Consider the following 12,116-nt stretch of genomic DNA (forward strand, 5'->3'; position numbering starts at 1 on the left):
CGGGGGACGGGAACGGACGGTCACGGTCCGGGGGCAGCGGCTCGGGGGAGCATGCCCGTGGGGGAGCCGAGGACCGTTCGGGAAGGGCGAAGGGCCCGGTGCGGGGGAGACGCACCGGGCCCTTCGTCGTGTTCCCGTTCAGACGGCGGAGAGCTCCCGCTGCCCGGCCGCGGCGCGGATCCGCCGGGCGGCCTCCGGGCCGGCGCACGCGTACGAGCCGAGCGCGACCTGCCGGCCGACGATGGAGCGCTCGGCCCGCATCAGCCGGAAGCCCCGGCGCAGCAGCACCGGCAGCGACTTGCGGCCCTCCCGGACGTCCCGGCGCAGCCGGCGCCAAGCCGTGGTGAGCGCACCGTTGCGCAGGCACAGGGCGTCGCCGAGCAGGTCCTCCGCGGCGCACTCGGCGGTGATCTCGGCGGCGAAGATGCCCTCCGCGATGAAGGCCCCGGCGCCGTCCAGGTCCAGGACGCGGGTGCCGATGCGGCCGTTGTCCGGGATCGAGTACACCGGCACGTCGGCGCGGCCGTGCTCGTGCAGGGCGCGGATGACGGCGACGGCCTGGTCGCGGTGCCAGGCGAGCGGGGAGTCCCAGTCGACGGCGCCGTCGGGCAGCCGCGGCAGCGTGGGGTCGTCCCCGTCCTTGTAGAAGTCGTCGAGCTGGAGCACCGGCAGGCCGCTGAGCTCGGCGAGCGAGGACTTCCCCGACCCGGAGGGCCCGGAGAGCAGGATCACCCGGGCGGGCCCGGTCGGTGCGGGGTTCATGGGGGAGTCACTCACGGGACACCAGTCTGACGCATCGGGGCCGGTTACCGAAACCGGTCGGCGCGGACTTCTACGCCGGGTGCGCCCGCGACCGCGGACCGGCGAGGGCGGTGTGGAGTACCGGCAGGTAGCGGCTGTCCACCTGGAGGTAGACCGGGCCCTCGGCCCCGGGCGGCAGGTAGGCGGTGGCGGCCCAGTCCTGGCTGTGCCAGGCGTCCGGCTCGGGCTCGTGGAGGGCGCCCCCGGTGGGCAGTTCGAGCCGGCCGGCGTCGCGCGTGACGAGGACCACGGCCGCGGCCCCGGGCGTGATGTGCAGGCTGCCGTTGGCGTAGTGGGGCTGCCGGTCGGTCCGGGCCGAGCAGGGCACCCGGACCGGACGGCCGGCGGCCAGTCGCCGCGTGGTGCGGGCCACGTGCCACCTGCGGTGGAAGCCGTCCGCGAGGAGTGCCGTCAACTCGCCGATCAGCTCGCCCATGCGTCCCCCTTCGTCCGTCCCCGTCAGCGCTGATCCTGGCCCGGCGGGGCGGGCGGGCGGGAGCGGCGGAAGTCGTCGGTGGCGGTGACGAAAGTCGTTGCGTGACGGCCGGGATCCGGCGGAACGCCGACGGACCCGCGCCAGGGGGGGAGAGGCGCGGGTCCGTCCTGTGACCGTCCGGGCCCTGGGGGGGTGAGGGCACTGGGGACGGCCAGTCTGTGGAGTTGTGACGCGGTGGCGACGGAGGGTCAGATCCCCATCGGGTGCCAGACCGTCTTCGTCTCCAGGAAGGAGAGTAGCCGGTCCGTACCGGGCGCATTCGTCCAGTCCTGGGCGAACGGGTCCAGCTCCGGACGGAGCACCCGCTTGAGGGTATCGGCGGCGGCCGCCTCCAGGGCCCGCGCCGCGCCGGGGCCGTCGGCGGCGATGGCCCCGGTGAGGTCCAGCGCGTTGACGTCCTGGTGCGAGGCCAGGGTGGGGGCGATGTCGGCCGTCCGGCCCGAGATGATGTTGACCACGCCGCCCGGGACGTCCGAGGTGGCGAGCACCTCGCCCAGCGACAGCGCGGGCAGCGGGGCGTCCGCGGCGGCCGCGACCACGACCGTGTTGCCGGTGGCGATCGCCGGGGCGATCACCGAGACCAGGCCGAGCAGCGAGTGCCCGTACCCGGCCTGCGGGGCGACGATCCCGACCACGCCGGTCGGCTCGGGGGTCGACAGGTTGAAGTACGGGCCGGCGACGGGGTTGGCGCCGCCCGCGATCTGGGCGACCTTGTCGGTCCAGCCCGCGTACCAGACCCAGCGGTCGATCGCGGCGTCCACCAGCGCGGCGGCCTTCTTCGGGCCGATGCCCTCGGAGAGCGCCACCTCGGCGGCGAACTGCTCGCGGCGGCCCTGCAGCATCTCGGCCACCCGGTACAGCACCTGGCCGCGGTTGTACGCGGTGGTGCCGGCCCAGCCCTTGACCGCGGCGCGGGCGGCCACGACGGCGTCGCGGGTGTCCTTGCGGGTGCCCAGCGGCGCGTTGGCGAGCCAGTCGCCCTTCGAGTCGGTCACCTCGTACACCCGCCCGCTCTCGGAGCGCGGGAACTTCCCGCCGACGTACAGCTTGTAGGTCTTGAGGACGTCAAGACGCTGGATGGTCGTGTCAGACATCTCGGGCCTCGACATTCAGGTAGGGCTCCAGACCGTGGCGGCCACCCTCGCGGCCGTAGCCCGACTCCTTGTAGCCGCCGAACGGCGAGGTCGGGTCGAACTTGTTGAAGGTATTGGCCCAGACCACGCCGGCCTTGAGCCGGTTCGCGGTCCAGAGGATCCGCGAGCCCTTCTCCGTCCAGATGCCGGCGGAGAGGCCGAACGGGGTGTTGTTGGCCTTCGCGACCGCCTCTTCGGGGGTGCGGAAGGTCAGCACGGAGAGCACCGGGCCGAAGATCTCCTCCTGGGCGATCCGGTGGGCCTGGCTGACGCCGGTGAAGATGGTCGGCTTGAACCAGAAGCCGCTGCCCGGCAGTTCGCACTCCGGGGACCAGCGGTCCGCGCCCTCGGCCTCGCCGGCGTCGGTCAGCTCGGTGATCCGGGCCAGCTGGGCGGCGGAGTTGATGGCACCGATGTCGGTGTTCTTGTCCAGCGGGTCGCCGACCCGCAGGGTGGACATCCGGCGCTTCAGGGCGTCCAGCAGCTCGTCCTGGATCGACTCCTGGACCAGCAGGCGGGAGCCCGCGCAGCAGACGTGGCCCTGGTTGAAGAAGATGCCGTTGACGATGCCCTCGACGGCCTGGTCGATCGGCGCGTCGTCGAAGACGATGTTGGCGGCCTTGCCGCCCAGCTCCAGCGACAGCTTCTTGCGGCTGCCGGCCAGCTGCTTGGCGATCGCCCGGCCGACCGGGGTGGAGCCGGTGAAGGCGACCTTGTCGACGTCCGGGTGCGCGGTCAGCGCGGCGCCGGTGCGGCCGTCACCGGTGACGATGTTGACGACGCCCTTGGGCAGACCGGCCTGGCGGCAGATCTCGGCGAAGCGCAGCGCGGTCAGCGGGGTGGTCTCGGCCGGCTTCAGGACGACCGTGTTGCCGGTCGCCAGCGCGGGCGCGATCTTCCACGCGAGCATCATCAGCGGGAAGTTCCACGGGATGACCTGGCCGGCCACGCCCAGCGGCTTCGGGTTCGGGCCGAAGCCCGCGAAGTCCAGCTTGTCCGCCCAGCCGGCGTAGTAGAAGAACCACGCGGCGACGGTCGGGATGTCGAAGTCGCGGGTCTCGCGGATCGGCTTGCCGTTGTCGATCGACTCCAGCACGGCCAGCTCGCGGCCGCGCTCCTGGATGATCCGGGCGATCCGGAACAGGTACTTGGCGCGCTCGCTGCCCGGCAGCGCCGACCAGTCGCCGAAGGCCTTGCGGGCGGCGGCGACGGCGCGGTCCACGTCCTCGTCGGTGCCCTGGGCGAACTCGGCGAGCACCTGCTCGGTGGCCGGGTTGACCGTCTTCAGGGCCTCGCTGCCGGAGGAGTCGACGAACTCGCCGCCGATGAAGTGGCCGTAGGAGCTGGCGATGTCGCCCGCGGCGGCGGGGGACTCGGGGGCCGGCGCGTACGTGAAGAGGCCTCCGGCCGGCGTGGCCGCGGGCTCCTCGATGTTCTTCTTCTTGGCCATGGTGATCAGTCCACCGTCACGTAGTCGGGGCCGGAGTAGCGGCCGGTGGCCAGCTTCTGGCGCTGCATCAGCAGGTCGTTGAGCAGGCTGGAGGCGCCGAAGCGGAACCAGTGCGGGGTCAGCCAGTCGTCGCCGAGGGTCTCGTTGACCATCACCAGGTACTTCATGGCGTCCTTGGTGGTCTTGATGCCACCGGCGGGCTTCACGCCCACCTGGACGCCGGTGGCCGCGCGGAAGTCGCGGACCGCCTCCAGCATCAGCAGGGTGACCGGCGGGGTCGCGTTGACGGCGACCTTGCCGGTGGAGGTCTTGATGAAGTCGGCGCCGGCCAGCATCGCCAGCCAGGAGACCCGGCGGACGTTGTCGTAGGTCTGCAGCTCGCCGGTCTCGAAGATCACCTTGAGGTGGGCGTAGCTGCCGTCGGGGCGCTTGCACGCCTCCTTGACGGCGACGATCTCGTGGTAGACGTCGGAGTAGCGGCCGGAGAGGAAGGCGCCGCGGTCGATCACCATGTCGATCTCGTCGGCACCCGCGGCCACCGCGTCGGCGGTGTCGGCGAGCTTGACCGGGAGGGCGGCGCGGCCGGCCGGGAAGGCGGTGGCCACCGAGGCGACCTGGATGTCGGTGCCCTTCAGGGCGTCCTTCGCGGTGGCGACCATGTCCGGGTAGACACAGATGGCGGCGACGCGCGGGGTGGTCGGGTCGGTCGGGTCGGGGGTCCTGCCCTTGGCGCACAGCGCGCGCACCTTGCCGACCGTGTCCGCGCCCTCCAGCGTGGTCAGGTCGATCATCGAGATGGCCAGGTCGATGGCGTACGCCTTCGCCGTGGTCTTGATGGAGCGGGTACCGAGGGTGGCGGCACGCGCCTCCAGGCCGACCTGGTCGACGCCGGGCAGGCCGTGCAGGAAGCGGCGGAGCGAGGCCTCGGACGCCGCAACGTCCTGAAGGCCGCTGCCCGCAACGCCGGGGGCATTGGCTGCAACAGTGGACATAGTCACCAGACCAGCATATCTACGCGCGTAGCCGTCCGCCAGGGTGCCGACTTTTCGTGGCCGGACCGAGACCTCGGGGTGAGGGGCATGGGGCAGAATCGACGCCATGACCGATTCCGACGGCAAGCCCCACCAGGGCCCGGCCGCCCCCGACGGGGAGCCCGCGTACGCGGACCGCGTGTACCGCTCCGTCCCCGGCGTGATCTCCGGCGTGTTCCTGCTGGCCGTCGCCGCCTGGCTGATCGGCGACGCGGCGTTGACCGGCACCGGGAAGACCCCGTACGTCGCCCTCGCCGCGCTGCCGGTGTTCGCGTTCCCGGTGATCGCCTACACGCTCCGCCCGGTGGTGCGGGCCTCCGCCGACCGGCTGGTGGTGCGCAACCCGTGGCGGACCGTCACCGCGCCCTGGGCCTCGGTGGACGCGCTGCGCGCCGGGTACTCGGTCGAGCTGCTCGCGGGCGGCAAGAAGTACCAGGTCTGGGCGGTGCCGGTGTCGCTGCGCCAGCGCAAGCGGGCCACCCGGGCACAGAGCCGCGGCAACGCCGAGCACGCCTCCCGGACCGGACTCGGGCTGGGCCTGGCCGCACGCACCAACCCGGTGGTCCAGGGCTCGCCGGACCCCACCCGCGCGTGGTCCGACCAGGTGACCGACGTGCTGCAGGAGATGGCCGAGCGCAACGCCCGCCGCCCCGAGGCGGCCGGTCCGGTCGAGGTGCGCTGGTGCTGGTGGGTGATCGCCCCCGCGCTGGCCGGCCTGGTCGCGCTGATCGCGGTCATCGCCGCCTGAGCGGCGCCCCGGACGAGGAGGCCCGCCGGTCACGTACCGGCGGGCCTCCTCGTGCCGCGGACCCGGCCGCGCGGCCGTGCCGTGCCGGCGGGTCAGCGCTTCAACTGGGCGGCCAGGGCGTCGACCGCCTTCTTCGCCTCGGCCAGGCCGGCCCCCGTCCGCTCGCGGTAGGCCTTGATCGCGCTGATCTGCTTGCCGCGCCGCACGTGGTCGACCACCTCGGGCATCGTGCGGGGATCGCGGGACGGTACGGCCGGCGGCAGGCCCTCGGGGCGGGGGTAGGGGATGCCGAAGTGGCTGATGATGGCGTCGAGTTTGGCCTCGATCGCCGCGAGTCGCTGTTCCGCGCTCACCTTGTCGAACATGTCCATGGGACGAGAGCCTATGCCGGGCGGCCGGCCCGGACGCGGCGCGAGCGCCCCCCGGACGGGAGGCGCTCGCGCGGGCGGCGGACGGGCCGTCAGCCGTCGATGCCGGCGGCCGCGGCCAGGTCCCGCTTGACGGTGTCGAGCAGGGCGGCGGCGCGCTCGCGGGTCCGGGCGAGGTCCGCGGCGGAGCCGACCGGGAGGACGACCTCCAGGTAGCACTTGAGCTTGGGCTCGGTACCGGAGGGGCGGACCACGATCCGGGCCGAGCGGACGCCCTCGCCGGACAGGTAGTAGCGCAGGCCGTCGGTGGGCGGCAGGTCGGCGGAGCCGGCCGCGAGGTCGTCGGCGCGGGTGACGGACAGGCCGGCCAGGACGGTCGGCGGCTGCTCGCGCAGGCGGGCCATGGCGTCGGCGATCAGCGACAGGTCCTGGACCCGGACGGAGAGCTGGTCGGTGGCGTGCAGGCCGTGCTCCAGCGCCAGGTCGTCCAGCAGGTCGGACAGGGTGCGGCCGGACTGCTTGAGGGTGGCCGCGAGCTCGGCCACCAGCAGGGCGGCGGTGATGCCGTCCTTGTCCCGGACGCCCTGCGGGTCGACGCAGTAGCCGAGCGCCTCCTCGTAGCCGTAGCGCAGGCCCTCGGCGCGGGAGATCCACTTGAAGCCGGTCAGGGTCTCCTCGTAGCCCAGGCCGGCGGCCTCGGCGATCCGGCCGAGCAGGGTGGCGGAGACGATCGTGGTGGCGAAGGTGCCCTCGGCCTTCTTCGCGACCAGGGCGGAGCCCAGCAGCGCGCCGACCTCGTCGCCGCGCAGCATCCGCCAGCCGACCGCGCCGTCGCCGCTGCCGGCCGCGTTGCCGTTGGTGGGGACGGCCACCGCGCAGCGGTCGGCGTCCGGGTCGTTGGCGATCACGATGTCCGGGCCGACCGAGGCGGCGGTGCGGAAGGCGAGGTCCATCGCCCCCGGCTCCTCCGGGTTGGGGAAGACCACGGTCGGGAAGTCCGGGTCGGGCTCGGCCTGCTCGGCGACCACGGTGGGCGCCGGGAAGCCGGCCCGGCGGAAGGCGGCGACGAGCGTGTCGCGGCCGACGCCGTGCATCGGGGTGTAGACGACGTCCAACTCGCGCGGGCTGTGCGGGTCCACGATGGACACGGCGCGGGACAGGTACGCGTCGACGACGTCCTCGCCGAGCACCTCCCAGCCGTCCTCGGCGCGCGGGACCTCGTCCAGCGAGCCGATCGCGTCGATCTCGGCGGCGATCCCGGCGTCGGCCGGCGGGACGATCTGCGAGCCGTCGCCCAGGTAGACCTTGTAGCCGTTGTCCTGCGGCGGGTTGTGGCTGGCGGTGACGGTGACGCCGGCGGCCGCGCCCAGGTGGCGGATGGTGAAGGCGAGCACCGGAGTGGGCAGCGGGCGGGGCAGCAGCGCGGCGCGCAGGCCGGCGCCCACCACCACGGCGGCGGTGTCCCGGGCGAAGTCGTACGACTTGTGGCGGGCGTCGTAGCCGATGACGACCAGGTCGCCGAGGCCCTGCTTCTTGACGTACGCGACCAGGCCGGCGGCGGCCCGGATCACCACGGAGCGGTTCATCCGCATCGGGCCGGCGCCGATCTCGCCGCGCAGGCCGGCGGTGCCGAACTGGAGGCGGTCGGCGAAGCGCTCGGCGAGCTCGGCCCAGGCGAGCTTGCTGTCCGACTCGGCCTGCGGGCCCTCGGCCCGGGCCAGCAGGGCGGTGAGCTCCTCACGGGTCTGCGGGTCGGGGTCCTCGGCCAGCCAGGCCCGGGCCCGGGCGAGGAGGTCGGTGGTGGGTGCCTGCGTCATGGTGCCTGCTCCATCGGAAGATGCGTCGGTGCGTCGGCCGGAGGGTTCCGCGCGGGGGTGAAGGGGTGTGCACACGCGGACGGGGCCCGCCGGCGGGTGTGATCAGCGGATCACGACCGCCTGGGGGCCCCGTCACTCATGATTCTGCGCCTGGTGGGCGTCAGATCCGCTCAAGGACCTTCGCCAGCAGCTCGCCCATGCGCTCGGCGGAGGCCTTGCCGGCCTCCAGCACCTCTTCGTGGTTGAGCGGCTCGCCGGTCATGCCGGCGGCCAGGTTGGTGACGAGGGAGATGCCGAGCACCTCGGCGCCGGCCTCGCGGGCGGCGATGGCCTCCAGGGTGGTGGACATGCCGACCAGCTCGCCGCCGATCACCCGGGCCATGTTGACCTCGGCCGGGGTCTCGTAGTGCGGGCCGCGGAACTGCACGTAGACGGCCTCGTCCAGGGACGGGTCGACCTCGCGGCAGAGCGCGCGCAGGCGCTTGGAGTACAGGTCGGTGAGGTCGACGAAGTTGGCGCCGACGATCGGGGAGTCCGCGGTCAGGTTGATGTGGTCGCTGATCAGCACCGGCTGGCCGGGGGTCCAGCCCTGGCGCAGGCCGCCACAGCCGTTGGTCAGCACGATGATGCCGCAGCCGGCCGCGGCGGCGGTGCGCACGCCGTGGACGACGGTGGCCACGCCGTGGCCCTCGTAGTAGTGGTTGCGGCCGAGGAAGATCAGGGCGCGCTTGTCGCCGATCTTCACGGAGCGGATCTTGCCGGCGTGGCCGGCGACGGCGGGGGCGGGGAAACCGGGCAGGTCGGTGACCGGGAACTCGGCCACGGTCTCACCCAGGGCGTCGGCGGCCGGCACCCAGCCGGAGCCCATCACCAGGGCGACGTCGTGCCGCTCGGCACCGGTCAGCTCGCGCAGGCGCTCGGCGGCGGCCTGGGCGGCGGCGTAGGGGTCGGTGGAGACGACCGACTGAGGAGAAGCGTTCACGGGTCCGAGGATAGACGGGAATCGGCTACGCGCGTAGAAAATTCGCCCGCGGCATGCCGGATCGTTACCCGGTTGACCCGAAAGCACAGCTCCGTGCCGCTTTTCGGGTGGCCTTGCTTGTCGATTTCCACACAGACGGGGTTTCCCACCTCCGGGGCGTCGAGGGGTCGCGCAGGGGGCGTGGGCGCGGCTCAGAGCCGCTTGGCGCTGCGCAGTCCCTTCGCGTACATGCCGTTGTCGTCGAGCCGGGCCGTGCCGCCCTTGTCCCCGAAGGTCGGGCCGTCCGCCTCCTCCCGGCTGGAGATGTACCGGGGATGGCCGTCGGTGTCCAGCCCCAGGTAGATGCCGGTGTGGTCGAGCCGGGCGCCGGTGCGGGCGTCGATCTCGAAGAACACCAGGTCACCGGGTTGCAACGGGTCGATCGAGGCCGGGCGCAGGGTGGTGTCCGAGCCGGCGGCGGTGGTCAGCGGGATCACCGGCACGCCCGGCCCGACCCGGGCCAGGCCGTTGGCGGTGCGGGGCAGCCCGTTGCCGGGCGCGTCCTTGGACAGCAGCGGGTAGCCGGAGCGGTAGCCGTACACCATCCGGACGAAGCCCGAGCAGTCGAAGGCGCCGTAGCGGGTCTTGTCGGGCTGCCGGGTCACCTTGTCGGCGAACGTGTACGGAATGCCGAGGTAGTCGAAGAAGTCGGTCTGCTCCAGCCGCAGGTCGTTGCCGACCGAACCGTTGGGGTTGAGCGGGCCGAAGGAGGCGTCGCCCTTGAAGCGCACGCCCTTGGCGTCCTTCTCGGCGGGCGCCCCGGCCACGTACTGGGTGGCCGCGGCCAGCACGTCGTCGGCGGTGGACCCGAGCGACTGTTGGAACCAGGTGCGGAACCAGCCCTCCTGCTCGGCGCCCGGCTTCCAGGGCTGCGGCATCAGCCGGACCCAGCTGTCGGTCACCACGGTGGCGGTGGTGGTGCCCGGCTCGGCGAAGGTGCGGCTCGGGCCGGCCAGGACGGCGGTGCGGGCGTTGTCGGTCAGCGTGGCGACCACGCCGCCGCGGGCGTCCCGGACCACCGTGCGGTCCGGCCCGGCCAGCCGCTCGTAGCGGTACTGGGCGGGCGCGGCGGCCCGGGCGGTGCCGGCGTCCCCGGCGGGAGACGCTGCGGCGGTGATCAGCGGCGCGCCGCTGCCGGCCGACGGCTGCCGGTCGCGGTCCCGCAGCTGGACGGTGAGGTAGCCGCTGGCGGCCAGCAGGGTCACGGCGAGGCCGCCGCTGAGCAGGGACTTGCGGGTCACTGGCATGGGGGTTCCCGTCGGGATCAGGTGCCGGGCAGGGCGCCGAGCAGGACGCCGGCGGTGAGGACGACGTAGTTGGCGAGCGTCACCGTGCTGGTGGCCATCAGCGTGGCCGCCCGGGGCTGGCGGACCAGCTGGTAGGCGATCAGGCCGGGCACGATGAAGCCGAGCGTCTGGTTGGCGTACAGGGTGGGCAGTTCGCGCTGCAGGACCAGCATCACGGTGGCCTGCAGCAGCACGCCGATCAGCACCACGGCGGCGAACAGCCGCTTGCCGTACAGGATCACCAGCTTCTGGACGACCCGGATGGCGAGGTAGGTCAGCACCGTCACCCCGATCACGATGGCCACCCGCTGGAGCGACTCGACCAGGGTGAGGGCCAGCCAGCCGGGGGTGATCATGCCGCCGGGGGAGAGGTTGGTGGTCAGGTAGCAGACCAGCGAGAAGACCAGGCCGAGCGCGATGCCGATGGCGGCGATCTCGGGGGTGAGCTCGGTGGGGATCACGGCTGGTCTCCGTAGGGGGCGGTGGTGCGGTGGTGGGGGTCGTACCAGGAGTCGGGGACCGGTTCGGGGTGGTGGACCGGCTCCGCGTACGGGGCCTGCCGCGGGTACGGGGCCTGCTGCGGGTACGGGTGCGGCCGGGGTTCGGCGTACGGCTCCGGGGCGGTGTACGGAGCCCGGGACGGGTACGGCTCGGGCTCCGCGGCGTACGGGGGCCAGGGGTGGTCCGGCTCCGGGTAGAGCGGCTCGGGCTCGTGGTAGGCGTACTCGGGCGCCGGCGGCCCGTCCGTGGCCTCGTCGGGTTCGAGCCGGGCGAGCTCCTCCAGGAACAGCTCGCCCTGGCCGTGGATGTTGCCGACGGCCACCAGCGAGGAGTCCGGCCCGAGTTCGGCCAGCAGCTCGGCGGTGAGCCGCTCCGGATCGCGCTTGTCGCCGCCGAGGTCGACCACCCGGCCCGACCAGCCGGCCGGGATGCCGTCGCGGGCGCTCTTGGTGGGGTGGCCGATCAGGAAGACCGTGTCCGGATCGAGGTCCGGGACGATCTGGCCCATCTGCCCGTTGCGTTCCACCCGGTCCGGGCGGCAGTTGACCACCACGTTGAGCGGGCGGTGGATCGCGCCGAGGCCCTCCAGCTGGCGGACGTTCATCAGGGTGGACTCGGGGTCGTTGGCGGCGAAGACGTTGGCGAAGCGCAGCCGCTTGCCGTCGGCGGTGCGGTAGCGCTCGACCGAGAGCACGCCCGGGTCCGGCGGGGCCGCCCACATGCCCTGCAGCGCGGTCTGCCGTTCCACGCCGAGGAGTTCGGCGACGGCGAGGGCGATCGCCACGTTCTCCTTGAAGGTGAACCAGCTGAACCCGCGCAGTTCCTCGTCGGTGACCGTCTCCGGGTCCACCACGATCAGCCGGCAGTCCCGCTTGGCCGCCTCCTCGCGCAGGATGTCCGCGCGCTCCCGCTCGGCGGTGACGCACACCCCGCCGACCGGCATCGAGCGCGACAGCGAGCGGGCGACGTCGTCCAGGGTCGGGCCCATCTCGGCCAGGTGGTCCTCGCGGACGTTGCACAGCACGCCGATGGTGGAGCGGATCAGCTTGGTCTGGTTGACCTCCTGGAGCGCCGGCATGACGGCCATGCACTCGATCACCAGGGCGTCCGGCCGGTACGTGGCGGCGCGGCGGACGATGCCGATCTGCTCCACCACGTTGGCGATGCCGAACTTGCGGTAGACCGGCTCCTCGGTGGCGTCCGGGTGGATGAACCGGGCCGCGGTGCCGGTGGTCTTGGCGACCGTCACCAGCCCGCCGCCGCGCAGCGCGCCCGCGCACAGCCGGGTGATCGAGCTCTTGCCGCGGATGCCGTTGACCAGGACCCGGGTCGGGATCTGCTCCAGCGCGGCGAAGTGCCGACGCTGCTCGACGATGCCGGCCACCAGCAGCACGGCGCAGCACACCAGCAGCACGACGTAGAGGAAGAGCACGGGAGGTCCTTCGGGCGGGGCTCGGCGGGCGG

Annotated in this window: 12 protein-coding genes; 1 reads left to right on the forward strand and 11 read right to left on the reverse strand. The window is 73.2% G+C overall.

The features are described 5' to 3' along the window. Window positions 1–138: 138 nt before the first annotated feature. The 5 genes from ACZ6Y7_RS05040 to deoC all read right to left on the reverse strand — a co-directional run bounded on the left by ACZ6Y7_RS05040 (window position 139) and on the right by deoC (window position 4,872). On the reverse strand, window positions 139–777 hold the full coding sequence (locus ACZ6Y7_RS05040) for an ATP-binding protein (protein WP_465756411.1): 639 nt from the start codon (window positions 775–777) through the stop codon (window positions 139–141). 55 nt (window positions 778–832) lie between these two features. Next, complete coding sequence (locus ACZ6Y7_RS05045; RefSeq protein WP_465756412.1) at window positions 833–1,237, reverse strand: hypothetical protein; 405 nt, start codon at window positions 1,235–1,237, stop codon at window positions 833–835. 248 nt (window positions 1,238–1,485) lie between these two features. Further along, window positions 1,486–2,391, reverse strand: a complete 906-nt coding sequence (locus ACZ6Y7_RS05050) for an aldehyde dehydrogenase family protein (protein ID WP_465756413.1) — start codon at window positions 2,389–2,391, stop codon at window positions 1,486–1,488. Further along, a complete protein-coding gene (locus tag ACZ6Y7_RS05055) occupies window positions 2,384–3,880 on the reverse strand; it encodes an aldehyde dehydrogenase family protein (protein ID WP_465756414.1) in 1,497 nt (498 codons plus the stop codon). Before ACZ6Y7_RS05055 ends, ACZ6Y7_RS05050 begins: the two co-directional genes overlap by 8 nt. A gap of 5 nt (window positions 3,881–3,885) precedes the next feature. Then, window positions 3,886–4,872, reverse strand: a complete 987-nt coding sequence (gene deoC, locus ACZ6Y7_RS05060) for a deoxyribose-phosphate aldolase (RefSeq protein ID WP_465756415.1) — start codon at window positions 4,870–4,872, stop codon at window positions 3,886–3,888. Between the two features lie 106 nt (window positions 4,873–4,978). On the opposite strand from deoC, the gene ACZ6Y7_RS05065 reads away from it, so the two are divergent. Then, window positions 4,979–5,659 (forward strand): PH domain-containing protein, encoded by a 681-nt coding sequence (locus ACZ6Y7_RS05065; protein ID WP_465756416.1) that lies wholly within the window; start codon window positions 4,979–4,981, stop codon window positions 5,657–5,659. A 92-nt stretch (window positions 5,660–5,751) separates the two neighbouring features. Here the strand turns inward: ACZ6Y7_RS05065 and ACZ6Y7_RS05070 are convergent, their stop codons facing one another. The 6 genes from ACZ6Y7_RS05070 to pgsB form a co-directional block, all read right to left on the reverse strand. Further along, window positions 5,752–6,030, reverse strand: a complete 279-nt coding sequence (locus ACZ6Y7_RS05070) for a ribosomal protein L7/L12 (protein ID WP_465756417.1) — start codon at window positions 6,028–6,030, stop codon at window positions 5,752–5,754. Between the two features lie 89 nt (window positions 6,031–6,119). Beyond that, window positions 6,120–7,844 carry a phospho-sugar mutase gene (locus ACZ6Y7_RS05075; protein WP_465756418.1) on the reverse strand — a complete coding sequence of 575 codons (1,725 nt, stop codon included), beginning with the start codon at window positions 7,842–7,844 and terminating at the stop codon, window positions 6,120–6,122. Window positions 7,845–8,004: 160 nt separating this feature from the next. Then, window positions 8,005–8,826: a purine-nucleoside phosphorylase gene (locus ACZ6Y7_RS05080; RefSeq protein WP_465756419.1), complete on the reverse strand. Its 822-nt coding sequence runs from the start codon at window positions 8,824–8,826 to the stop codon at window positions 8,005–8,007. Between the two features lie 191 nt (window positions 8,827–9,017). Beyond that, the gene (locus tag ACZ6Y7_RS05085) at window positions 9,018–10,112 is read right to left on the reverse strand and encodes an NlpC/P60 family protein (protein WP_465756420.1); all 1,095 of its coding nucleotides are present in this window, start codon (window positions 10,110–10,112) and stop codon (window positions 9,018–9,020) included. 17 nt (window positions 10,113–10,129) lie between these two features. Then, a complete protein-coding gene (locus tag ACZ6Y7_RS05090) occupies window positions 10,130–10,612 on the reverse strand; it encodes a poly-gamma-glutamate biosynthesis protein PgsC/CapC (RefSeq protein WP_189916166.1) in 483 nt (160 codons plus the stop codon). Further along, a complete protein-coding gene (gene pgsB / locus ACZ6Y7_RS05095) occupies window positions 10,609–12,084 on the reverse strand; it encodes a poly-gamma-glutamate synthase PgsB (RefSeq protein ID WP_465756421.1) in 1,476 nt (491 codons plus the stop codon). The genes ACZ6Y7_RS05090 and pgsB overlap by 4 nt, the downstream gene beginning before the upstream one ends. Window positions 12,085–12,116 lie beyond the last annotated feature (32 nt).

This window comes from Kitasatospora sp. NPDC053308, from assembly GCF_055585785.1.

Coding starts and splice junctions, on each gene's coding strand:
- ACZ6Y7_RS05045 (WP_465756412.1), bottom strand. CDS start 1,237: ATGGGCGAGCTGATCGGCGAGTTGACGGCACTCCTCGCGGACGGCTTC.
- ACZ6Y7_RS05050 (WP_465756413.1), bottom strand. CDS start 2,391: ATGTCTGACACGACCATCCAGCGTCTTGACGTCCTCAAGACCTACAAG.
- ACZ6Y7_RS05055 (WP_465756414.1), bottom strand. CDS start 3,880: ATGGCCAAGAAGAAGAACATCGAGGAGCCCGCGGCCACGCCGGCCGGA.
- deoC (WP_465756415.1), bottom strand. CDS start 4,872: ATGTCCACTGTTGCAGCCAATGCCCCCGGCGTTGCGGGCAGCGGCCTT.
- ACZ6Y7_RS05065 (WP_465756416.1), top strand. CDS start 4,979: ATGACCGATTCCGACGGCAAGCCCCACCAGGGCCCGGCCGCCCCCGAC.
- ACZ6Y7_RS05070 (WP_465756417.1), bottom strand. CDS start 6,030: ATGGACATGTTCGACAAGGTGAGCGCGGAACAGCGACTCGCGGCGATC.
- ACZ6Y7_RS05075 (WP_465756418.1), bottom strand. CDS start 7,844: ATGACGCAGGCACCCACCACCGACCTCCTCGCCCGGGCCCGGGCCTGG.
- ACZ6Y7_RS05085 (WP_465756420.1), bottom strand. CDS start 10,112: ATGCCAGTGACCCGCAAGTCCCTGCTCAGCGGCGGCCTCGCCGTGACC.